The 23,585-nt window shown below is 39.4% G+C and carries 15 protein-coding genes and 1 pseudogene; 12 read left to right on the top strand and 4 right to left on the bottom strand.

Annotated elements, in window-relative coordinates:
* Nucleotides 1–57: 57 nt before the first annotated feature.
* The 7 genes and pseudogenes from ND855_RS01685 to ND855_RS01655 all read left to right on the top strand — a co-directional run.
* Nucleotides 58–885 (top strand): hypothetical protein, encoded by an 828-nt coding sequence (locus tag ND855_RS01685; protein WP_265356901.1) that lies wholly within the window; start codon nucleotides 58–60, stop codon nucleotides 883–885.
* Nucleotides 857–1,714, top strand: coding sequence for a carboxypeptidase regulatory-like domain-containing protein (locus ND855_RS01680; RefSeq protein ID WP_265356900.1), 858 nt, complete (start codon nucleotides 857–859; stop codon nucleotides 1,712–1,714). Before ND855_RS01685 ends, ND855_RS01680 begins: the two co-directional genes overlap by 29 nt.
* A gap of 342 nt (nucleotides 1,715–2,056) precedes the next feature.
* A complete protein-coding gene (locus ND855_RS01675) occupies nucleotides 2,057–3,517 on the top strand; it encodes a TPM domain-containing protein (protein ID WP_407658729.1) in 1,461 nt (486 codons plus the stop codon).
* Nucleotides 3,518–3,704: 187 nt separating this feature from the next.
* The gene (locus ND855_RS01670; RefSeq protein WP_265359325.1) at nucleotides 3,705–7,076 is read left to right on the top strand and encodes a chitobiase/beta-hexosaminidase C-terminal domain-containing protein; all 3,372 of its coding nucleotides are present in this window, start codon (nucleotides 3,705–3,707) and stop codon (nucleotides 7,074–7,076) included.
* A 324-nt stretch (nucleotides 7,077–7,400) separates the two neighbouring features.
* Nucleotides 7,401–8,339, top strand: a complete 939-nt coding sequence (locus ND855_RS01665; RefSeq protein ID WP_407658689.1) for a hypothetical protein — start codon at nucleotides 7,401–7,403, stop codon at nucleotides 8,337–8,339.
* 53 nt (nucleotides 8,340–8,392) lie between these two features.
* Nucleotides 8,393–8,911: a DUF1993 domain-containing protein gene (locus ND855_RS01660; protein WP_265356898.1), complete on the top strand. Its 519-nt coding sequence runs from the start codon at nucleotides 8,393–8,395 to the stop codon at nucleotides 8,909–8,911.
* Nucleotides 8,912–9,108: 197 nt separating this feature from the next.
* Nucleotides 9,109–11,685 (top strand): annotated as a pseudogene (locus ND855_RS01655) (chitobiase/beta-hexosaminidase C-terminal domain-containing protein); the annotation flags it as partial.
* 429 nt (nucleotides 11,686–12,114) lie between these two features.
* Here the strand turns inward: ND855_RS01655 and pckA are convergent.
* A complete protein-coding gene (gene pckA, locus ND855_RS01650; RefSeq protein ID WP_265356897.1) occupies nucleotides 12,115–13,707 on the bottom strand; it encodes a phosphoenolpyruvate carboxykinase (ATP) in 1,593 nt (530 codons plus the stop codon).
* 70 nt (nucleotides 13,708–13,777) lie between these two features.
* On the opposite strand from pckA, the gene ND855_RS01645 reads away from it, so the two are divergent.
* A complete protein-coding gene (locus ND855_RS01645; protein WP_265356896.1) occupies nucleotides 13,778–15,208 on the top strand; it encodes a glycogen/starch synthase in 1,431 nt (476 codons plus the stop codon).
* A gap of 323 nt (nucleotides 15,209–15,531) precedes the next feature.
* The gene (locus tag ND855_RS01640) at nucleotides 15,532–17,139 is read left to right on the top strand and encodes a hypothetical protein (protein ID WP_265356895.1); all 1,608 of its coding nucleotides are present in this window, start codon (nucleotides 15,532–15,534) and stop codon (nucleotides 17,137–17,139) included.
* 28 nt (nucleotides 17,140–17,167) lie between these two features.
* Here the strand turns inward: ND855_RS01640 and ND855_RS01635 are convergent, their stop codons facing one another.
* Nucleotides 17,168–18,973 (bottom strand): hypothetical protein, encoded by a 1,806-nt coding sequence (locus ND855_RS01635; RefSeq protein ID WP_265356894.1) that lies wholly within the window; start codon nucleotides 18,971–18,973, stop codon nucleotides 17,168–17,170.
* A 222-nt stretch (nucleotides 18,974–19,195) separates the two neighbouring features.
* Between ND855_RS01635 and ND855_RS01630 the strand changes: the two genes are divergently transcribed.
* On the top strand, nucleotides 19,196–19,573 hold the full coding sequence (locus tag ND855_RS01630) for a DUF1304 domain-containing protein (protein WP_265356893.1): 378 nt from the start codon (nucleotides 19,196–19,198) through the stop codon (nucleotides 19,571–19,573).
* A complete protein-coding gene (locus tag ND855_RS01625; protein WP_265356892.1) occupies nucleotides 19,570–20,442 on the top strand; it encodes an RNA polymerase sigma factor in 873 nt (290 codons plus the stop codon). The genes ND855_RS01630 and ND855_RS01625 overlap by 4 nt, the downstream gene beginning before the upstream one ends.
* Here ND855_RS01625 and ND855_RS01620 read toward each other — a convergent pair.
* Complete coding sequence (locus ND855_RS01620; protein ID WP_265356891.1) at nucleotides 20,410–21,306, bottom strand: AraC family transcriptional regulator; 897 nt, start codon at nucleotides 21,304–21,306, stop codon at nucleotides 20,410–20,412. The genes ND855_RS01625 and ND855_RS01620 overlap by 33 nt on opposite strands.
* 165 nt (nucleotides 21,307–21,471) lie before the next feature.
* Between ND855_RS01620 and ND855_RS01615 the strand changes: the two genes are divergently transcribed.
* Nucleotides 21,472–22,320 (top strand): NAD(P)H-binding protein, encoded by an 849-nt coding sequence (locus ND855_RS01615; RefSeq protein ID WP_265356890.1) that lies wholly within the window; start codon nucleotides 21,472–21,474, stop codon nucleotides 22,318–22,320.
* Between the two features lie 81 nt (nucleotides 22,321–22,401).
* On the opposite strand, the gene ND855_RS01610 is transcribed toward ND855_RS01615, so the two are convergent.
* The gene (locus tag ND855_RS01610) at nucleotides 22,402–23,577 is read right to left on the bottom strand and encodes a YncE family protein (RefSeq protein ID WP_265356889.1); all 1,176 of its coding nucleotides are present in this window, start codon (nucleotides 23,575–23,577) and stop codon (nucleotides 22,402–22,404) included.
* Nucleotides 23,578–23,585: the final 8 nt, after the last annotated feature.

The raw sequence follows: 23,585 nt of genomic DNA, 5'->3' as shown, positions 1-23,585 counted from the left end.
GACATACCATTTTTTTCATAATATCATTTATCAATAGATTGAGCTAGGAAATGGAAAATGAAAACACGAATTCCAACCATTCTAATTTACCTTTCATGTTTCACTTTTAGCAATTGTTACTTCAATCCTATAGTAAATTCCATACTCGCACCTCCTGAAACCAAAGATAACAATGCATTCCTTGGACTCTTAGGTATGAATGGCCAAACTGGTTTGATCACAGGGCAAATCCGAAATGAATTTGGTGTAGCTGTTGCTGGACTATCACTCAATCCTTCCAATCCATCACTTCAATCGAAAGCAAATATTCCAATGTATACAACAGATTCGGGGGGACGTTTTTACATACCTTACTTTGCGGGTAGAATCGTTCTGAATGTAGTGCAAAATGAGGTACCTTACTTTACACTCACTCTGAATGTTTCATCGCCAAATACGATCACCGCAGAAGTGAGTAATACATCATTAGCCATTGAAATCTCAAATTTAAAATTGATCAGTGCAACATCTCCAACAGATTTTTTTGAATTAATTGGATTATATTATATCGATGGTGAAATGAATGAAGTCAGTTTAGATAAACAAAATTATTATTCCACCTTAGGATCCATTGTGCTAAAATTCAATATGGCACCAGCAAATGTTGAATCAAACAACCTTACCTTTATCCAAAATGCGATACAGATTTCACCGTCTCCCTCAGTTGGGTACCAAGCACTTGGCATCGTAGACAACAAAATGTCTTTTGTTGGTGCAGAAGGATTTACAATGAATACAGGTTATAACTTCCAAGTGACCAATGCCATTCAATCATCAACAGGTATATCGTTAACTCCACGAAAGGTTCAATTTTGTTATGAACCTTCAATTCCTTGTAGTTTCTAAATTTTATCTGGAAGAACGAAGTAACCATATGAAATTCCTTTCTAAACGATTAACGATTCTCTTTTTTATTAGTATATCACTCTCTTGTATCTTAAATCCAATTGTACAAACAGTTGTGAACCCTGAAGATTCTTCCGAACCAAACCCAATAACAATCCTTGGAATTGTTGCAGCTCTCTCCCCCCAATCCATCCAAATCACAGGTCAAATTATAGATGCAAACGGTATTGCCGTTTCGAATGGCACACTTACCATTTTGAGCCGTTCCAACCCATCCGAAGGATTATTAGATTCGGTAGACCTTAACTATGGTGGGAGGTTTTATATGAAAGTTTCCACTGGTGATACAAGGATTCGAGTGTCTCAATCCAATGTAGAATTGTTTACATTCACTCTATCCATTCCAGAACTTGGCATCATTTCAGTTTCCAATCAAACGTTAGCTGGACCTCGCATCAATAATCTTGAATTTTATCAGATTGGTTTTGAACCAAATTACTTCGATGTATTTGCTGTAAATCCATTTGACCAATCTTCATTTACAGCATGGCCATCGATCATCCAAATTACATTTACTGAAGATATTGAAGTCCCTTCCAATATGCAAACCTATTTGGACACCAATGTCTCCACTTCACCTACGATCAGTTTGGATGGTAGTTTATCAAGTGTGATCAATGGAAAAATTTTGGAAATTCGGAATTCATCTGGATTTCAAATTGGAACAAATCGTTATACCCTCGGTATAGGGATCAGGTCTGCTTCCGGAAAAATACTCTCTCCCCGTAGCTTTTCCTATACTTGTAATGCTCCTTGTAGCTCTCCTTAAGGAGAGTGGACGAATGTTTTTATACTCTTCATTCTTTCGCAAAAAAGAAGCATTTTCTCAATGCATCCCTGTTGATTCATTTAACTCATACTTGACAAACCTACGAATCTCAAATAGTTTTTTCAGATTGTGATCCAGTTGACTTCGACTTGTAAGCATTACATTTCCCTTCCCAAAACCAATCTGAATAGAAATAGACACTCACAAAACTTTCTAAACAAGATCTTGGTTCTGGTCACACTGCTTCTCCTCTTAACAGTGCAATGTTCCAATACAAATGAAGAATCCATTGATGCACTTGTCGCCAAAGTATCAAACCCAAAAGAACTTCGCAATAGTTGGGTGGAAGACGGTGCCGGAGTCCTAACAGATACTACTATCATCGACAGTATGATCAATGCTGAAGAAAGTTCATCTGGCTTGGAAATTGCAGTCGTAACTTTACCAACTATCGGTAATTATGTGCCAAAAGATTTTGCAGTGGCTCTCTTCAATCATTGGAAAATTGGGAAAAAAGGGAAAGACAATGGAATTTTAATTTTACAAGTCATTGACCAAAGGAGAGTTGAAATTGAAATTGGATACGGACTCGAAGGTGACCTTCCTGACATTGTCGTCAGTGAGATAAGAGAAATTTATACTACTCCTCCCTTTAAATTGGATAACTTCCAAAAAGGACATGTTGATACTGTTGCCGCTCTCATTAAAAAATACAACCACCCCGAAATTCCAGTCATAAATTTATTGTCAGAAGGCAGTGATACACATAGCAATGATGTTAGTTCAGACGCTTCCGACACTTCCAATTCCAATGATGTCAAACGAATCAACGTATATGATTACAAAGGAAAAAAATTTACCGACCTTACCTCAGAAGAAAAACAAATCTTAGAACAGACGATTGACACATACAATACAACTTCTAATTTCTTTTTGACTGATGAAGAATCTCGGCTCTTAAATGAAAAATATGAAGAAACAGAAAGATTAGAAAAAGAAGAATCCTTTCATTTTAAGTCAACTTTTGTTCTTGGTTATTTAGGTCTTTTCATTTTTTTAAATCTATTACAACGAGTCATCGTTTGGATTTTGCCTTCTCCGACTGCCAAATACCACATTGTCCTCAAAACAGATTTTATCTTATACTATGGAATTGTCATTAGTCCACTGATTTTAGTCATTACAATGTTATCCCTTTATCTGGGAGAGGCTCTTTTCCCTGTTTCTATCTTTCTCATCATCGCAAGTATCATTGTTTACTTTATCTTTCTTGGCGACCATCGAATGAAAAAGTTAAATATGAGATTACAAGCAATTCGGAATATTCCGAGAAAATGTGAAACATGCGGATCAACGATGACAAAACTTTCAGAGGAAGCAGATAACAAACATTTGTCGGATGGCCAAATCTCGGAAGAAATTGTCAACTCAGTTGACTATGATGTTTGGGTTTGCCAATCATGTCGCAATCACGCCATCTTAAAATTTCGGAACATCAATCCAGAATACATTTACAAAGGCACTTCGTTTCCTAAAATCAAGATTTGTCCTGAATGTAAATTTGAAACTTTTGTTTGTAAATCCAGTAGAATCCTTTCAGAAGCAACTTACAGCAGTTCGGGGAAAGTGGAAGTCAAACGAAATTGTGCTCATTGCAAACACCATGAAATCGAATATGAAACCATTCCCAAAAAACAAAAAAGTAGTTCTGGATCAGGATCAAGTAGTGGTGGCGGGGGTGGTGGTGGAGGAAGTTTTGGAGGTGGTTCGTCCGGCGGGGGCGGAAGCGGAGGAAGTTACTAAAGAACCGCTTGATCCTTTGTTCAAAACCGTTAAAAACGGTGGAAAGGCGATTTCAGAACGTTTTTAACGGAAAATTTTGATTTTTTTTCAGTCAGTGTAATTTTCCATTGTGAGCCTAATAGTCCTCTGCTGGATTAGAATTTCCTAATATTGTACGGGAAATTTAAATTTGAAAACGGCTTCTGTTATGCGAATCAAACTCACCTTTTTACTATTTGTTTTTTTAATTTTTAACCAATGTGTCGGTATAATCCCTGGAAACACATCACAACAAGGTTTGAATCCATTGGCTTTTTTATTTGGCCTTCTTGGCGGGAGTCCCAGTTCCTCTCAAAATTTATCCCCTGGCACAATAATTGACCTTTCTGGAGATGGGAATCCTGATGCAACCCTTGTGGATTCCGATGGGGATGGAGTTTCTGATGGAATCAGTCTAACAGGTGGTCCGACTCCTAACCTTACCTTACTTGATACAAACGGTGATGGGATTCCAGATGCAGTCGACAACAATGGTGATGGTATCGCTGACTACTATATTAGTCCCAATCCTCCTAAATTTCTTACAACAGGTCCTGGTGGGACCGGAAATCCTGTGGTAATCATTATCGATGCCAATGGCAATCCACTTGGCTTTGATACCGATGGAGATGGAACCCCGAATGATACGGCTATTGTTACAATCCTTAGTGACACTACTCCCCCTACCATCACCAGTTCTTTGTTAACCGGCACTTTTTCCACCACACAAACAACAACTCTCACTTGTTCTGACAACGAAGCACCAGGATCCATTGTTTATACCCTGGATGCATCAACTCCTAACTTTTCACCGAAACAAGGCACCATCATTGCTAAGGCTTCCCAAGCAATTTCTCTCTCTACTGAAGGAAGTCATACCCTCCAAGCAATTTGTCGTGACCTTGCAGGAAATCTTTCTACGCCGATTAGCATTGTTTATACGATCGATACCAAAATCCCTGCTCTCACTTTAGTGAGCCAATCTTCAACTTCCGTTAGTGCAAGTGCGAATGCGATAAATAGCTCTACTTCCACTTGGAGAACCGATAAGGATGGTTCATTCGCGATACGTGAAGGGAGTTCTTGTGATTCTGGAACGATTGTATCTTCTGGATCTGCAACTGCAAACGTAGACCAAGGTTTTGTCCGTTCATATACTCATTTTTCTAGCGAAGGTACGAAAACCTTCCGCATTTGTGTGACTGCTTCGAATGGACTGACAGGATTTGTTTCTTTTAGTCTACAAAGAGATGATACTGCACCAGTGGTAACAGCAAATCCTGGTACAGGAAACTATGGGGTATCCACATCCATTACTCTCTCCTGTTCCGACACAGGTGGTTCGGGATGTGACAAAATAGCTTATGCGGCACAAGTTGGATCTACTCCTGCAAATCCAACAATACAAGGAACAACTGGAACTGTTTCCAATGGAACTTTATATAATGCAGCTCTTGCCATGTCAGATGCGTCAGTCACCTACACGAAGTTTGTAGCTCGTGATAAAGCGGGAAATGTTTCCAATGTTAGTTCAGAAATCTACACTGTTGATACAGAAGTAGCTTCCATTACCGTAAATTCTCATGTAACAACTATCAATCATTTGTCGAATGTATCAATCAACTGGCAAAGTACAAAATCTGGCCCATTTCAAATTCGGCTAGATGGAACCAATTGTTCAAACGGAACAGCTCTGTCTAATTCAGGGGACAATGTCAATGTCACTGGCAATGTTGTTGCCACAACCGATACACTCACTACGATAGCAAACTCGCATTTTAGCGAAGGTGATCACACCATTAGGATCTGCGTAACAAACCTTGTTGGAAGTTATGGATCTACCACCCGTTCGACTAAAAAAGATACTACTGCACCTGTAGTGACGATGGCATCTCCTTCTGGAGTTGGCCCCTTTGTTTCTGGAACCCAACTCCAACTCAGTTGTTCTGACACTGGTGGAAGTGGATGCGAAAAAATCATTTATACTTTGAATGGCACAGAACCGACGTTTGACGGAAGTGGAGCGATTACCAATGGAACTGTGTATTCATCACCTGTCGCTTTAGCAAATGGATCCAACCAAGTTAAATACTTGGCTCGGGACTTGGCAGGAAATGTTAGCTCTACTGGAAATGAAAGTTTCCAGGTGGGCCCTCCTGATTCACCTTCTTTTGTGGAAGCACAGGCTGGTGGGACTTCAGCATTTGTACAGTGGTGGCCTGTCGCTGGAGCAACATCGTACACAGTGTACTATGATAATAATCCAGGAGTGACTCTAACATCCACAAGTTATGGTCCTGTAACAGGTCCGTATGCTACAATTTCGGGACTTACCGGAGGGACTTTGTATTACTTTCGAGTGGTGGCAAATAATGCTGTCGGGACTAGTGATATTTCGCTATTTGAATCTTTTGCATATACTACTTCAATTCCAGCTGGGACCAGTGCGGTTGGAAATTATTTTGATATATCTACTGGGCAAAACTTAGGATCTGGGTTTGAATTGAGCACAGTATTTGACTCTTTCAATGAGAAACTCTTATCAGTAGCAACTAATAACTCAAATAACGGAAAGTTAAGCTTATTCCAATGCAACCATAACGGTACTGGTTGTACTCACACCGATATTTCTGCTGGTCAAGGTATGAATTCAGCTCTCTACCCGAGTGCTGTCATTGACCCGATTCATCGAAAGTTGTTGGTAGCAACGTTAAACATTGAAAACGGAAATAAGTTTAGTTTATTTAGGTGCAATTTAAATGGAACATCTTGTACTCACACAGATATATCATCAGGAATGAATATGAATTTTGCAAATTCTCCAAATGCAGTCTTAGACCTAATCAATCAAAAATTATTAGTGGTCACAATAAACAACAATGGAGCTGGTAATCTAATTTTAATACGTTGCAATTTGGATGGAACAGGATGTATAGTAACTGATATATCAGCAGGAATTACAAGTATGAGCGGTATCTATAGAGGTGTCGCCTTGGATAAATTCAATCAAAAACTATTAGTTGTGTCTCGAAATGCAGGTAATAATAATAAACCAAGCTTAGTTCGATGCAATTTGGATGGAACTGAATGTTCACACACAGACATATCTGCTGGTCAAGGCAATGGTTCAGGCAATACTCCAAGTATGGCTTTAGATACAATCAATGGGAAGATTTTGGTTGTCACTGCTAATGCTGCAAATAATTCAAAACTTAGCTTATTTCGGTGCAATTTGGATGGAACAATGTGCAGTCATTCTGATATTTCAACCGGTCAATCAGCAGGCAATACACGTTCTATCATTTTTGATTCAGCCAATCAGAAATTTTTAGTTGTTACCGATTATAATGGCAAAGTAAATTTATTTCGGGGAAATCAGGATGGCTCTTCAACTGTTTTCACTCAAATTACCACTTCTCAACAAGGTAGTGGTAATTTCCTAAGCCCGAAACTTATTTTGAATCCAATCAACGGAATGTTATTAATTCCAGTTACCCAAATTAATGGAGGCAATTCTGGCCCAGGTCTATTCATCTGGTAGTAACCGCGCCAGGGATCCGAAGGGCTCGGTCTCACCCAGATTGGGTGAGACGGGAGCGTCAGCGCACCCCGGAGGAAGCCCGGTCGGTTTGGGATCATAGTAAAGTCACCTAACCAATTGGAGGCGCCCAAATTCCGTAAATCCGAGGATGTAAACAAAATAAAAATTTCAGAAAAAAAGGCAATGTATGCTGATCTTAAAGGCGCGATCGAATTCGAACAAAACTAAATATAGTATTTATCCCTACTGAAAAAAGACTAATTTTTCCTAAACCAAACATACATTCGCCTATTCTAATTCCATTATGATTTAGATTGTGACAATATGTTCGATTCGATTCCTCTCAGAATCATGCGAGTGTGTGGTTCTTTTCCTTATACCTTTTCGATTTTTCTTCTATGTCTCTTACTAAACCCATCCCTTGGGGCAGAAGAAAATGAAACCCCGCTGACCATCCATGATAAAAAAGGACGTTGGAATATCCTATGGGGTTATAACCGAGATTATTTCACACAAAGTGATATCAACTTTCGTGGTCCAGGGTACCGTTACACACTAAAGTCTGTTGATGCCAGAGATAAACCAGAATCGTTCAGAGCAGATGTTTATCTGAATCCATCCAAGTTTGAAATTCCTCAATACAATGTAAAGTTTATGTATTACTTTACAGATCGATTCTTTTTATCGTTCGGCCAAGATCATATGAAGTATGTAGTCACACCTGGCCAACCAGTCAAATATTCAGGTTATATTGACCCTGGTGTGATTGCCAAAAATCAACTTGCCTTGTCAACGGAAGCTGCAGCCTTCATTTATCTTTTTCCTGGACATGTACAAGAAATGGCAGGATACCATGGTGGGGACCAAACTATTACGTTAACACCTGATATACTAAAGTATGAACATACTGATGGTTTAAATTATCTATTTTTAGATTTTGGATGGATCACTCCTCTTTATACTTCAGCTGATGGACTTAGTGGCATTAGTTTGGTATCCTCTATTGGTGGTGGACCAGTAGTTTGCCGTAGCGACGTACGCGTGTTAGGCAAAGGGCAAAACAATAATTTCCATGTCTCTGGGTATGGTGTATCTGGATATGTCGCAACTCGATATGAATTTTCTAGAACTTATTTCATTGAATTTGGTGGGAAGGGTGGTTACATTGATCTCACCGATGTGTTAACAAGTGGAGGATCCAATCGTGCCTCACAAAATTTTGGTTTTTTAGAGTTAATCCTCTCTGGTGGTATTGCCATTTAGATTATATGATTTAATGGATTGATTTCATATGTTCTCTTCCAATGAATAGAATTATGAATCAATCCATGATCTACGAAATGACTGTCCAATCCTTCAAAAAAGGACTTGGAAATTTACTGAATATTCTAGAAAAAGCAGAATCCCATGCGGAAGCCAAAAAGTTTCCTTTTGAAAATTTACTGAATGCAAGACTCTTCCCTGACCAATTTCCTTTGACCAAACAAATCCAAATTGCATGTGATACTGCAAAACTTTGTGTAGCTCGTATTTCGGGCAAAGAGGCTCCCAAACACGATGATACTGAATCAAATTTAAATGAACTGAAGGTTAGGATCCAATCAATTCTCCAGTATTTAGATAGTTACCAAGAATCAGATTTTAAAACAGTTTCGGAAATGAAAGTGTCTCAACCACGGTGGGAAGGACAATACCTAACGGGATGGGAATACCTTACCCATCATGCGATCCCAAATTTTTATTTCCACATCACAACTGCTTATGCGATTCTCCGTCATAACGGTGTGGAGATTGGAAAAAAAGATTATTTGGGTGAGATGCCATTTAAGAAATAAAAAAAACATCCGGACCACTCCCTCTGTTTCACAAAACCGCTGAAAACGGTGCAAACGAGTTTTCAGAACGTTTTTAACGGAAAAAATTGAATTTTTTTCCTTCACTGTAAATTTCTATTGAGGGCAAGGAGACCATTTGCTTGATTAGAATTTCCGAATATAGATTTGGAAATTTGTAATTGAAAACGGCCTCTGTTATGCGAAACAAACTTTACTTACTTTTTGTTCTAACTCTTTTTTCGAGCCAATGTGTAGGAATCCTCCCCGATGGCTCCTCGCAACAAGGTTTCAATCCCTTTGTTTTTTTACTTGGACTCATTGGTGGGAGCACGAGTTCCTCTCAAGATTTATCCCCTGGCACTGCACTTGATCTTTCGGGTGATGGGAAAACGGACGCCACTCTTGTAGACTCCGATGGGGATGGGGTTTCCGATGGGATCAATCTCACAGGTGGCACTACTCCCAATCTTATCCTCTTAGATACCAACGATGATGGAATTCCTGATGCCGTCGATAGTAATGGTGACGGCAATGCCGACTACTTCATCAGTCCTAACCCTCCTGGATTTTTAACAACAGCCCCAGGTGGAACAGGAAGTCCTGTCGTTATCATTGTTGATGCGAATGGGAACCCACTTGGATTTGATACCGATGGAGATGGAACACCAAATGACATTGCCATTGTGACAATCCTTAGCGATACGACACCTCCAACACTCACCAGTTCTTTGTTAGCTGGCACATACTCCACTGCTCAAACGGCAACTCTCACTTGTTCTGATAATCAGGCTCCAGGTTTCATTGTATACACGATGGACGCTTCTTCCCCAACATTCTCACCAAAACTGGGAACGGTGGTGAATCGTTCTTCCCAATCCATTTCCCTATCTACGGAAGGAAATCATACATTGCAAGCCCTCTGCCGTGACTTGGCAGGAAACCTATCGGCACCACTAAACATTACGTATACGATTGATTCTCAGGTTCCTGCTCTCACCCTTGTCGGTCAAACGGCAACTGCGATCAGTTCCCAAGCCGGTGCCATTGCAAGTTCCACTGCCACATGGCAAACCAATCGATCCGGCTCCTATGTCATCCGAGAAGGAAGTGACTGTACTTCTGGAACACAAGTGGCATCGGGGAATGTGACTGCTAATGCCGATCAATCCTTCCAACGTTCCCATACCAATTTTACTAGCGAAGGAACCAAAACCTATAGGATCTGCGTTACAGGATCCAATGGGCTAACTGGATTTGTTTCCTTTAGCCTCAGGCGAGATGACACACCACCTACAGTCACCACAAGTCCAGGTGCTGGGAGTTATGCAACAGCTACCTCTGTCTCTGCCTCGTGTTCGGACGTAGGAGGTTCTGGGTGTGACAAAATCGCTTATTCAGTATTAGTTGGCTCTTCTCCGACGAATCCTAACATCCAAGGAAGTACAGGAACTATCATCAGTGGAAATTTGTACAATTCTGCACTTGTTATGACAGATGGTGCTACCACCTATACAAAGTTTATTGCTCGTGACCAAGCGGGAAATGTATCCAATGTGGTTTCTCAAAATTATATCGTAGATACAGAAGTAGCGACCGTTACCGTCAATTCGCATACACAAGCCATCAACGGAACCTCTCATGCTTCCGTAAGCTGGCAATCAACCAAAGCGGGTCCTTACCAAATTCGATTAGGTGGAACGAACTGTTCCAATGGAACGGCTCTCTCCAATTCGGGGAACGATGCCAATGTTACAGGAAATGCCATAGCAACAACGGAGATCAATTCCTCGATTTCAAATTCTCATTTTAGTGAAGGTGAAAACACAATCCGCATCTGTGTGGCAAACTTAGTGGGAAGTTTTGGATCGACCACCCGAACTACCAGAAAAGACACAACTGCACCTGTTGTGGCAATGGTGTCTCCTTCTGGTGCTGGCCCTTTTACAACGGGAACCCAGCTCCAACTCAGTTGTTCTGATACAAACGGAACGGGATGTGATAAAATAATTTATACGTTAAATGGCACAGAACCAACGTTTGATGGCAGTGGAGCCGTGACAAATGGATCTGTGTATACAACACCAGTGGCACTCTCCGATGGGAGTAACCAAGTGCGTTACCTGGCCCGTGACTTAGCAGGAAATTTAAGTTCAAGTGGGAACCAAAGTTTCGATGTGGGACCACCGGACGCACCTGCCTTTGTGGAAGCACAAGCTGGGGGAACGAGTGCTGTTGTGCAATGGTGGCCAGTCAGTAGAGCAACGTCGTACACTGTGTACTATAGCACTAGCCCTGGCGTTACAACGGCATCCACAAGTTTTGGACCAGTGACAAATCCTTATGCGACCATCACAAGTTTAACTGGCGGGACATTGTATTACTTTAGGGTGGTGGCGAGTAGCCCTGCTGGTGCAAGTGCTTTGTCTATGTTGGAAGGGAGTGCATTTACGACGACGATACCTCCAGGGACAAGTGAGACTGGTGTGCATGTGGACATATCAGCTGGGCAGGGGATAAATTCGGGTAATTATCCTTCTGCAGTAATTGATACTTTCAATAAAAAATTATTGGTAATCTCTCAAAATAATGCCAATAACTACAAACCAAGTTTATTCCAATGCAATCTGGATGGATCTAGTTGTTCCCATACTGATATTTCTACGGGACAAGGGAATAATTCGGGTTATACTCCTAATGCTATCTTGGATCATATTAATGGAAAACTCTTAGTTGTCACTCAAAACGGTGCCAACTCCAACAAACCCTCCCTCTTCATCTGGTAACCCGCGCCAGGGATCCGAAGGGCTTGGTCACCTGCCATCGTTAGATGGCTGGGGACGGAAGCGTTAGCGCACCCCGAAGGGAGCCCGATCGGTGTTCGATGGACCTGGATCATCGAACAAATGCGAGGCGCCAAAATGACAGAGTAAAGATAGTCACTTCAAAACTGCAGGGTAACCTTCGACAATCAAACAATGCCTCGGGAAAAAGATGGTAACAAAGGCATCATACAATCCTCATAAAAAAAGCCACCCTGCATTAGCGAGAGTGGCTTTCCTGTTTTGGGATGTTTCCCAAGAAAATAAAAAAACCATCCTAGATTTCTCAAGGATGGTTTTCCACTCATAGTCCCTTTTCATCAAAAGGAAGTTCAGAGCCACCTAAACTTCGCTAGATGGTCTCTTTGAAATTCTACAACAAACTTACGCTACCGGTCCGTATTGGCTGAAATCAAATTCTTTGGAACCAGTGAGATACTTTTTGTAGTTTTCTACAAATTGTTTCGCAAGGTCCTGCGCTGTTTTGTCGTATTCTTCTTTGTTTTCCCAAGCGTTACGTGGGTTTAGGATATGAGAATCCACACCATTTACGGATTTAGGGAAAGACACTTGGAATACTGGGTGTTTTTCAAACTCGGATTTTTCAATGTTTCCATTGAGGATTTCATTGATGATTTGGCGAGTTGCAGGAAGGTTCATCCTTTTTCCAACACCATACTTTCCACCCACAAGACCTGTGTTAATGAGGTATGCATTTACTTTGTGTTTTTTCATTTTTTCACCAAGTAGTTTTGCATAGAAAGTTGGGTGGAGAGTCATAAACGCCTGACCAAAACAAGCAGAGAAAGTTGCTTGTGGTTCTTTCACACCGCGCTCAGTTCCTGCTACCTTCGCTGTGTAACCAGAGAGGAAGTGATACATCGCTTGTTCGATGGAAAGTTTAGACACTGCAGGTAATACACCATATGCATCGTAAGTAAGGAAGATCACAGTGTTTGGGTGACCTGCTTTGGATCCTGGTTGGATGTTGTCGATGTGGAAAATTGGGTAAGATACACGAGTGTTTTCTGTTTTTGCCGCAGAAGAATAATCTACCTTTTTCGTTGTCGCATCATACACAACGTTTTCGAGGAGTGCATCACGACGGATCGCTGCATAGATTTCTGGTTCTGTTTTTGGATCGAGGTTGATGGTTTTTGCATAACAACCACCTTCAATGTTGAAGATTCCGTTATCGTCCCAACCATGTTCATCATCACCGATGAGTTTACGATTTGGGTCTGTGGAAAGAGTTGTTTTTCCTGTTCCAGATAAACCAAAGAAAAGTGCGCTATCTCCGTCTTTTCCAACGTTTGCAGAGCAGTGCATTGTAAGAACGTTTTTGAGTGGAAGGTAGTAGTTCATGACAGAGAAAATCCCTTTTTTCATTTCCCCACCGTATTCTGTTCCACCGATGATACAGATTTTTTTTGCTAAGTGGAAAATCACAAACACTTCAGAGTTGAGGCCGTGTTCTTTGTATTTTGCGTTTTTGTAACCAGAAGCATTGATGATTGTAAACTCTGGGTTGAGTTTTGCGAGTTCTTCTTTCGTTGGGCGAAGGAACATGTTCGTGCAAAAGTGGTGTTGCCAAGCTCTTTCTGTTACCACACGGAGAGAGATACGTGTGTCGTCGTTGGTTCCTGCGTGGCCATCGAATACGTATAATTTTTTGTTATCGAGGAATTTTGTGACTTCTGCGTAGAGTTCGTTAAAAATCGCTTCGGAAACTTTTGTGTTTACCGGTCCCCACCAAATGTTGTTTTGGGAAGAAGGTTCATCGACAAAGTATTTGTCTTTAGGGGAACGACCCGTAAAAATCCCGGTATCCACCATCATTGTTCCATTATCAGAAGTAACACCTTCTTTGTTATTCAATTCGTGCTGGTAAATTTCTTCGTATGATAAGTTATGGAAGACTTCGGACGGTTTTAGGCCGAGTTCAGCAAGGCCTTTTAGATTAGTAGATACTGACATGGATCTCTCCTCGATTTCACTTTGTGTTTTTCTAGCTTCTTACTTTGCGAGTCGGTGTCAATAACAGAAAATGAAGATTCTCCACGCATCCGCAGAATATTTTCCCTACATCAAGATGGGTGGTCTTGCGGACATGCTCGCCTCCCTTACCAAAGAACAGGCGAAGACAGAAAAAGTTTATGTCGCATTACCTCTCATTGGATCGATGGGGAAAGAACCAAATTGGACCGGCAAAGAACATAAGGCCATCCTACCCGAAGATGCGAACGAGGAAACAGTAACTGTGAGTTTACTCACAAAAGCAAGGTTCCGGGAAGCAGATGAATCTGGGATCAAGTTGTATTTTTTTGATTCGGAATTGTTTCGGAGTTTGGATTCCATTTATGGAACGACAGACGAACATTACCGTTTTGCCATTTTTTCCTACGCTTGTTATGCGCTAAGCCAAATCTTACAAGTAGATGCCTTCCATGCCCACGATTGGCATACTGCTTTGTCTCTCGCCTTACAAAAAAATTCGAGCCATTCCATTCCTTCTGTTTTTACAATTCACAACCTTGCGTACCAAGGGGACCATCCCTTTTGGATGACTGGTTTTTTGAAAGAAGATCCCTTTCGCCTTGTCACTAGTCCATTTGACCACAATGAAAAATGCAATTATATGAAGGCAGGGATTTTGTCTGCAGGTCAAATCACAACCGTAAGCCCAGGTTACAGAGAAGAAACCTTACGGGAACCAAATGGATTTGGTCTGAGTTATGCCTTACAAAAACGCGGATCGGATTATACAGGAATTTTAAATGGCATTGATGCAGATGAATGGAATCCAAAGTCTGACAAACGAATTTTCCAAACCTACTCGGTTAAGGATTGGGAAGTAGGAAAATTAAAAAACAAAACTCTTCTTTATGAAGAAATCGGTAGACCCCATTTGCCATTAGAAACACCACTCATTGGTCTGATTGGCAGACTCACCTACCAAAAAGGATTCCCTACATTTTTACAGGCATTTCTGGAAAGACGCCACCTACCACACCGTTATGTGGTTTTAGGTTCTGGGGATACAGAAACCGAAAAAGCTTTTTTTCATTTATCGGATGTGATGCCAGATGTATTTTATTTTTACCGAGGATACAATGAAGCGCTTGCCCATAAAATTGAAGCAGCTAGCGATTTTTTCCTGATGCCATCACTCTTTGAACCTTGTGGCCTCAACCAAATGTATAGTCATGTCTACGGTACCATTCCGATTGTTTCACGTGTGGGTGGATTAAGGGATACAGTTGAGGAATCGATTGATCCCAGATTCAAAACTGGAATTGTCTTTGAACCGAATGACGCGGGTTCGCTGGGTTATGCATTAGAACGAGCAAAAGATCTGTATCATTCAGAAGAAAAAAGGCAAGTTGTTCATAACATCATGCAACTGGACTGGACATGGACCAAACGAAAAAAAGAGTATGATTCCATTTACCAAACAGCAATTTCCCTTTTGATATAATCCATTTCAAACATCGTTTTCAATTCATCGACTTATGCTCGTCAAAATGGGCGCCTCCATTGGATGGACCAATTCAAATTCACTGTAACAAGACTGCGCTTTACGCTCCAATCTTTTGCTTCGCAAAAGGATTTCCGCTGCAATCGCTGGCGCAAGATACATGTAATGCGAAGTTTGTAGCGATTTTCCGCTCGGGAATAAACGTAACACGTGAATGATTTTCATTCATTGAATTGTAAAAAAACTTGAGGAACAATCTAGGAATTTTATTCGTTACATGTCTAAAATCATAAACAAATTCCAGCTCACATTCGAGTTTGGCGATGGCTCAATTCATGAATATTTTGTCTAAATTTTATACTCTCATTTCATTACTCCTTCATCTTTCAGTTTTGATGATAACGATCACAAATTGTAAATTAAATTTAAACAATCCAAGTGATCCAAGATCCAGAAGTTATTTTGAGACGGCTTTATGGAATGAATACTTAAAAACGTTGTGTGATCCGAATACAAGAGGATCAGTGCGTTTGGGAAGTGGAAGTTATAAGGTATTTCCTTATTCCCTCGAATTACTAAAGAACGGAAATTTAGCAGTGACTGCAGGTGTTTTTGAAGATGTAACTTGGAAGGGACGAACTGGTGGAATTCAGTATTCATTCTCAGGCACACTAGGAACAACGATGAATGTCATTGTCTTTATATTGAATGGAAGGACTTTTGAAATTGAATGGCTAGATTATTTAGGACCAACTACCTCTACTTCTGAAGAAGTAAATTTTGCTCCAGTGAGAGAAATGTCTAACGGGGACATAGTTGTTTATACCAACGTTAATGGGACACAAGGAACACCAATCTCTGGCAAAGCTAATACAGATGCCTTTTTGGTAGCAAGATACAATCAAAAAGGAAATCGTATTTGGCATACATATCTCGATTTACCAGTGAACTCGTTTCTTCTAAATAAATTTGCTCTGGTAGTTGATAAAAACGACCAAATCCATCTATTTTTTATACATAATACAAATTCTTCCAATACACCCGACACAACAGGATTTATAGAATTCCCAAGCACAAAAGTTGCTTCGGATGGAACGAACATTGGTCAAAGGGAGATTGGATGGGCAATTTTAAAATCGGATGGTACACCCACCACTCAAACATATTTACCTTCCATTAATAGTGTAGAAATATCAACTGCAGAACTAGGACCAAATAATAATATTTTAATTGGTGGTTCAGCACAAGATAACTTTAGTGGATTTCCAGGACATCCGTTACCTTCATATTCGAGAATCGTTCTTGCGAACCTTTCGATAAACAATCATTCAATTCAAAATGTAACTTACTTAGGAAATTCAAGTACATCTTTTAATCTTGGCGACATTAATACATTAACAGGTGGATCAGATGGTATTTTCGCTTCTGGAAATTCAGCAGGTGGATTTGGAAATCCTATTCATAGTTATCAATTTTATCCATCAGGAAATTATCGAAATCATATCCTCTTAAAATTTGATTGGAATGGAAATTTAATATGGAATCAGTTTATTGGTTCAACCAATACAAACGTCCTTGAATTTTTTCCAAAAATTACATACATTCCATTCATTGATGAATTTCGTGGGAATATCCTTTCTCCGACTGATGGAACCAGATTTACAGGATTAGATGAATTGAGTTATGGAAATGGAAAAAATGAATTGCAGGATGTGACATTTCGCTTACGCGGAAGTGATGGACGCATTAAATCAGTTTACTATGAAACCAATGTTTCAGTTTCACCACCGCCAAATGTATTATTTGATTTTAATATTCAGTATCGGAATGTTTGTTATGGCAGAATCGTAACATTATCTAGATATCTCAATTATCCGGCTGAGGAAGGCTTCTTGGAAGTTAAAACGAGACCTGGCTTCGAGGAACCTTAAATGTTCCTCGATTAATCGAACTGCCTTTTTATTCCCAACTCAGATTTTTCTTTTGGCCAGGAGATGACTGCATACCTGATCCAGTGATGGATCCATTACTTCCTTCATTACCTAACAGGAATACAGAATCATTGAGAGTGTATGAATTTCCATTGGTAGAATAGACCCCAATGGAGTGGCCTCCGTTCCCCGAATGGGAATTGCGAGCTGACCCACCATTACCAGCTGTGCCTGTTTGGAAGTGATTTTGATTTGCAGTTAAACTGGAAACTGATTGTAAAACCAGAGCAATGGAAGATCCGCCACTACCTGCACTGCCATCTCCCCCATTCCCTCCTTTACCACCAGGAGCACCGTCTCCACCTTTACCAACTTCACCTACACCAACACTTGCACCGTTTCCCTTGAGGCCTCCAGATCCTCCCTCTCCACCTTTGCCAGCCAATCCTCCGTTACCAGCAGTTCCTGAAATAAACCTTGAGTTAGATAAAGAAACATCACCTAAACTTAGTAATACGATTGCAAAACTAGATGCTCCTCCTTTACTCCCAGTTCCTTTATTACCCTTACTTCCAGCAGCACCTCCGCCTCCCCCTCCGTTTCCAGTTCCATTAACGCAAAAAAAACAAGATTGTCCGCCTCCGCCTCCGCCACCACTTCCAGGAGTCCCGTTAGATCCATCTTCACCATCAAAACCGTTCAAAGGAGTGTAAAAGGGCGAAAATGAACCAATTAAATTTGATTGGGACATTCCTTGGTTTCCAGATGTTCCATTTACAACTTCACAGTTAGGTGCTAATCCAGGATTATTGAAACTAGTCGAAGTAGAATTATTGTATATTGAGCCTGTGCCCCCACAGGGACCAAGACCACTGATTCCATTTTCAGCCCCTTTTCCTCCACGGCCTCCAGCATAACCATTCAAGTTCGAAAAGGAGGGATTTACACCACCAAGTCCTCCCAGAGCATTAATTGAAGAATTATCTATATTTCCATTGGTTCCATCCCCACCATTCCCACCACCTATACCATTGGTTCCATCAATTCCATCGCTGCCATTAGCTGCTGTTCCACTGCGAATTTCTGATGTATCAATGATTAGGTGAGATAAGTTTGAGACCAAAATGCCAATGCTTGATCCTGGTGTTGAAGAAGGAAGTTGCGGGACAGAGCCAGCTTGCACATTTACATTTTTAATCGTAAGTTTTGCCGTTCCACTTGTGACTAAAATTCCGTACGAACTTTCGTTTGGTGTTGTTGGGTCTTTCGCTGTAATTTGAAATCCAGATATTTCTGCATCGCCATTTAAATTCGAATACATAATGCCGATTCGATTCGTTTTCCACTTAGTTGGATTTTGGATTTGATCACGAACCCAAGAAGTATTGTATCCACCATAAAGGCTGACTCCCGATTTTGCAGTTAATGTTATGTCTTCTTCTGAATATGAATTTCCACCTGACTTGAATGTGACACAAATTACTTTACCTGCTGAAGCTAACTCCATTGCTTTATGTATGGTTCGTACTGGTTCCGTTTTACTTCCAACATTGGAATCATTCCCAGAATCCCCATTCACATAAAATGCATCTGTGCCTAATACACATACTTCCGTCGAAGGTGCTGGAGGTGTAGGAGTTGTATTTACGGGAGGAATAATGGGGTCAGTCGGATTTGACGGTGGTGAAGTATCGGTGGATTGTGAATTGGATCCGACAAATGCTAAGAGACCAAACAAAGACGCTTGGTTCGTACCTCCATTTTGATTGCAAGAGACTAAGAAGAATAGTAATATAATCGTAATGTAACGGAAACAAGTTGGTATAGTTTTCATCTTTTATTTTCACTTTTTATTGGAAGATTTTAATAACAAAAGTGATACTGATTATGGTTTCGAGTGTTTTTTGAAAAGGCTGACTTTGTTATACCGCTCGATCTGGTGCAAGTGCGACTTTTCAACCAGAATGGACGGATTTTTTTCATTTTTTTTCCAAACTTTGTCACAACCGACAAATCCTGTTGTCACAAGATAGAAAGGAATCATTAGGAGGATTCAATGAAACTCACTTCTCTCATACTCACTGGTTTTGTAGCGGTAGAACATGTATTTATATTGGTGTTGGAAATGTTCTTATGGAAAACAGAATTTGGAATGAAAGTATTCCAACTCACACCTGAAACAGCAGAAATCACTGCAAAACTTGCGAAAAACCAAGGTTTGTACAATGGGTTTTTGGCTGCAGGATTATTTTGGGCACTGTTTTTCATCAAAGAACAAAACCAAAAATTCCAAACGATTCTGTTTTTTCTCGTTTGTGTTGTGGTCGCGGGGATTTATGGCTCAGCCACTGCAAAATTTTCGATTTTGTTTTCGCAAGGATTACCCGCATTTTTAGCATTAGTTGTACATTGGTTGGCCAATCATAAACGATGATCGAAGATCCACATATCTCTCTTTTAGAGAGTTGTTTACAAGGTAAAACTAAGGCGTTGGAAGAGTTGGTACAATTCTTCCAACCAAAAGTTTTTTCCTTAGCTCTAAAATTTTTATGGAACCCTGAAGATGCAGAAGATGCCACTCAAGAAATTTTAGTCAAAGTGATTACAAATCTGGGTGGATTTCGAAGAGAGAGCAAACTATCCACTTGGATTTATAAGATAGCCAGTAACCACCTCATCAATATTAAAAAGTCAAATCTAGAAACAAAACACATTCATCTTAGAAACATCCGTGATGAATTGCACAGATCTCAATACAATACACCTTCTCAATTATTGGAACAAACTGGATCCAATTTTGAAGAAGATACAAATTCCAATGTTTCGAATATGGTTTTACATGTGCAAGTAGCTTGTACATATGCGATGTTACAAAGTTTAACTCGTAAGTATAGAATGGCTTATTTATTAGGAGATGTATTTTCTATTTCGAGTGAAGAAGGTGGACTCGTAATGGGAATCAAACCTGAATCCTATCGACAATTATTATCTAGAGCAAGAAACCAATTAGAACAATTTTTGGGAAAAGAATGTAGTTTAATTAAGAGTACAAATCCATGCCAATGTAAAAATAGAATTCGTTATGCAACTAAAGTTGGAAGGATTCGATCTTATTTAAAACTATCGGAACAAATGAAACTCGATGGTAGATGGAAACAGATGAAACCACTATTACCAGAAACTACCAAAATCCGAAAGGCAGCTGAAATTTACAGAAACCAACCGACTTTTTTACCTAAAAAAAACCAACTAGATAGTATTCGAACTTTGTTAGACAACTCGTTTCCATTCTCTACTAGGTGAATTTCCATAAATTCTTTTATAAGCTTTGGAAAAAGAGAAAGCTGACGCATAACCTACATTTTGTGCAATTTCCTCTAAACCCATATTCCCTTTTTGAAATAAAACTTTTGCTTTTTCCATACGCAGTTTTGCCAAATACTCCATAGGTGGGATTCCCAACACATCCCGGAATTTGTTAGCTAGATTTGCGCGAGATACCCCAGTCTCTTTTGCGAGTGATTCGATTGTCCATTCCTTTGCATATGCATTGTGAAGTTTTTCTAATGCATACAAAACTGTTTTATCGTGGAAGGCTTTGATCCAACCAGAAGGTGAGTTTTCCTCTTGTTGTAACCAAATACGAATCATATAATACAGCATAATGTCTGTTAATCTTTGCACAATTAAGTCAGTTCCAAGATTTAACTCTAGTTCTTTCGAAAGGATTTGAATAAAATCTTCAAGCGAGTGGTGTTTTTGGATACTTTCATATGGAATATAGATAAAATCTGGTAACTCCATGAGAAGTGGGTGGACAGGTCCATTAGGAACTTCATACCGAACGGATACAAAGGTAGTGACTGGGTTTTGGTCTTTCCTTTGGTTATTTTTCTCATTCAAAAATCGTTCAATGGTAACAACTTTTGCTTTTGGATCAGATAATAACTCGTGGTGTATCCCTCTTGTGATGAATAATAAATCACCTTTTTTGAGTGGGATTAATTTATTTCCTATTCTCGCATAACAACTGCCTTGTGTTACCACATGGAAACCGCCACTTTTTTCGCAAGGGAAGTGAAATCCAAAACTATCGAAGATTTGGCCTTTGGACAAAAGGTCATTTTTCCAACCTGCAGAAAAGAGAATGTCTGAGAGTAAATCCATAGTTAAAATTTAGCAATTCTCTACCATTTGTCTATCAATTTATACTTTTGGATATATTTTTAATATTTTTCGACATAGAAAGTCTAGGTTTTTGTGATACACTAAATTTACAAGATTCAAGGAAGTAAAAGGAAAATTGAATCTGAGGGAATAAGGTAACAAACGATGAAAGTATTTGTATATGGTGGATCAGGTCTTGTTGGTGGGTATCTCGTCAAAGAATTACAAAAAAAAGGACACGAAGTTTTTGCAGGTTCTAGAAAACCAGAAACACAAACAAAAGAAACGAACTTGAACTGGGTGGTAGCAGATTCAAAGGACCCAAAAAAGGGGATAGAGATTTTAGAATCAGTGGATGCTGCATTCTTTTTAAGCCCTCCTGGTGAAACAAACCAATATGAAATCCTTTCTCCTTGGATTGAAAAAGCAAAACAAGTTGGATTGAAAAAAATTGTACTCATGACAGCGATGGGAGTAGACCATGCACCACCAGAAGCTCCTTTCCGAAAAACAGAAATTCTATTAGAAGGATCTGGCCTTTCTTGGAACATCATAAGACCAAATTGGTTTATGCAAAACTTTCATACGTTTTGGATTGCAGGCATCAAACAGGATCAAAAGATTTATTTTCCTGGAGGAAACGCAAATGTTAGTTTTATAGATGCGAGAGACATTGCGTCGGTTGCTTCTATACTTTTAACTACTAATGATTTTCAAAAACAGGCATTCACTCTTACTGGGAAAGAATCCATTGATCATTTTCAAGTCGCAAAATATTTATCGTCTGTTAGTGGAAAAAACATTGAATACATTGATGTTGATCCAAAGGTTTTTGAAAATTCTTTGGTATCTGCTGGACTATCAAAAGATTATGCGGCTTTTTTAGTGATGATTGCAGGTGCGTTAAAAGAAGGATTCTCAGCTCCTATACTTGATACTGTCAAAAAAATCACTGGAAACGATCCAATTTCATTTCAAAAATATGCAGAAGACCATGCGAGTGCTTGGAAATAAAAAACAAATCTAAATCATTTCCCCCTTACCCACAAACTATAAAATCTTTTAGGATGTGGGTAAGAGGATTATCAATTCCTATCATTCAGCGATTAAAATTCGGCTTGAGGCTCCCCCTTTTGGGTCTTCCAAAATATTCCTAAGTAATAATTTTTGAAACGGTAGAAATACGGATCCACTTACATTCACATAGTTTTTATAAAATTTTTTCGTTGGGATTACTTTCTTTTGTTTTAATGTTTTGGGATCATATATATGAAGTCCCGAATTACGAACCCAAACCAATTCCCCTTCTTTCCAAAATCCTAATCGATGGCCGTGAGTTCCCCACTTTGTTTTTTTGACATCGTTTAAGTTATCTGTATTATAAATTCTCACTTCACCAGTATCGGAAGCAGCCATATACAAAGTTTTTCCATCCTTTGAAAAACAAATTCCATAAGGAGTGGAAGGGATTGAAAACGATTGGAATGAATTGGTATCTAATTGTAATAAATAACCAATTGGATTTCGATTTTGAAACGCTTCTGCATAAGCTGCAATAACAATCTGATTAGATTCTGGATGGAATTCAGGTGTATATGGGTAAAATTTGGATTTGTATTCCCTTACTTTTGTTAAGTTTTGATTTTGAATTTTATAAATGAAGGCAGATACATCTTCTGATACATCATCTTTTAGATCTGCATCCACAGCGAATGTAAAATAAGCTGCTTGGTCCTTTTCAGAATAACCGATATAAGAACTTTGTGCAAATGATTTTGGATCCTCCTCTGGGATCTCAAAGATAGGTTCCACCACATCGATGTTATTTGCAATTAAATCCCAACCTACATAGAAGTATTTTTTTGTTTTTGATGATTTTGCTTTGTTTTCAAGGATAAATCCTGCACGATGATTTCCTTCTTCATAATATAAAAATTCGTAGATGGTTAGAGGGAGACGTTTGCCTTTGTTCTCGATTTGGCCAATAAAATCTGTTGTATGAGCCAGATAATATGCTTCTAATGGAATGGATTTATAAATTTTTTGTTTAGAAGTTGTATCGTAAAAATAGATTCCAGGTTCATCAAAATCAGCAGTTTTACCAAGATAAATCCACTTACCACCATTGACAAAATATGGATTACTTGATTCTACAAAAGTTGGTCGAACATCAAAATTAGTACTGTATAAAAACTCAGATTCAATTATTTGTGCAAACAAACTACCAACAAAAAAGAAACAAATAACACTCGTAACAAAGTATGGAAACATGATTCTCT

It is taken from the genome of Leptospira paudalimensis (assembly GCF_026151345.1).
Classification (GTDB): domain Bacteria; phylum Spirochaetota; class Leptospiria; order Leptospirales; family Leptospiraceae; genus Leptospira_A; species Leptospira_A paudalimensis.
This window is presented reverse-complemented; position numbering and strand designations above follow the sequence as displayed.

Bases quoted from the DNA above. Each gene is read 5' to 3' on its own strand.
- ND855_RS01685 (WP_265356901.1), top strand. From the start codon at position 58: ATGAAAACACGAATTCCAACCATTCTAATTTACCTTTCATGTTTCACT.
- ND855_RS01680 (WP_265356900.1), top strand. From the start codon at position 857: ATGAACCTTCAATTCCTTGTAGTTTCTAAATTTTATCTGGAAGAACGA.
- ND855_RS01670 (WP_265359325.1), top strand. From the start codon at position 3,705: ATGCGAATCAAACTCACCTTTTTACTATTTGTTTTTTTAATTTTTAAC.
- ND855_RS01665 (WP_407658689.1), top strand. From the start codon at position 7,401: ATGTTCGATTCGATTCCTCTCAGAATCATGCGAGTGTGTGGTTCTTTT.
- ND855_RS01660 (WP_265356898.1), top strand. From the start codon at position 8,393: ATGAATCAATCCATGATCTACGAAATGACTGTCCAATCCTTCAAAAAA.
- pckA (WP_265356897.1), bottom strand. From the start codon at position 13,707: ATGTCAGTATCTACTAATCTAAAAGGCCTTGCTGAACTCGGCCTAAAA.
- ND855_RS01645 (WP_265356896.1), top strand. From the start codon at position 13,778: ATGAAGATTCTCCACGCATCCGCAGAATATTTTCCCTACATCAAGATG.
- ND855_RS01640 (WP_265356895.1), top strand. From the start codon at position 15,532: ATGGCTCAATTCATGAATATTTTGTCTAAATTTTATACTCTCATTTCA.
- ND855_RS01635 (WP_265356894.1), bottom strand. From the start codon at position 18,973: ATGAAAACTATACCAACTTGTTTCCGTTACATTACGATTATATTACTA.
- ND855_RS01630 (WP_265356893.1), top strand. From the start codon at position 19,196: ATGAAACTCACTTCTCTCATACTCACTGGTTTTGTAGCGGTAGAACAT.
- ND855_RS01625 (WP_265356892.1), top strand. From the start codon at position 19,570: ATGATCGAAGATCCACATATCTCTCTTTTAGAGAGTTGTTTACAAGGT.
- ND855_RS01620 (WP_265356891.1), bottom strand. From the start codon at position 21,306: ATGGATTTACTCTCAGACATTCTCTTTTCTGCAGGTTGGAAAAATGAC.
- ND855_RS01615 (WP_265356890.1), top strand. From the start codon at position 21,472: ATGAAAGTATTTGTATATGGTGGATCAGGTCTTGTTGGTGGGTATCTC.
- ND855_RS01610 (WP_265356889.1), bottom strand. From the start codon at position 23,577: ATGTTTCCATACTTTGTTACGAGTGTTATTTGTTTCTTTTTTGTTGGT.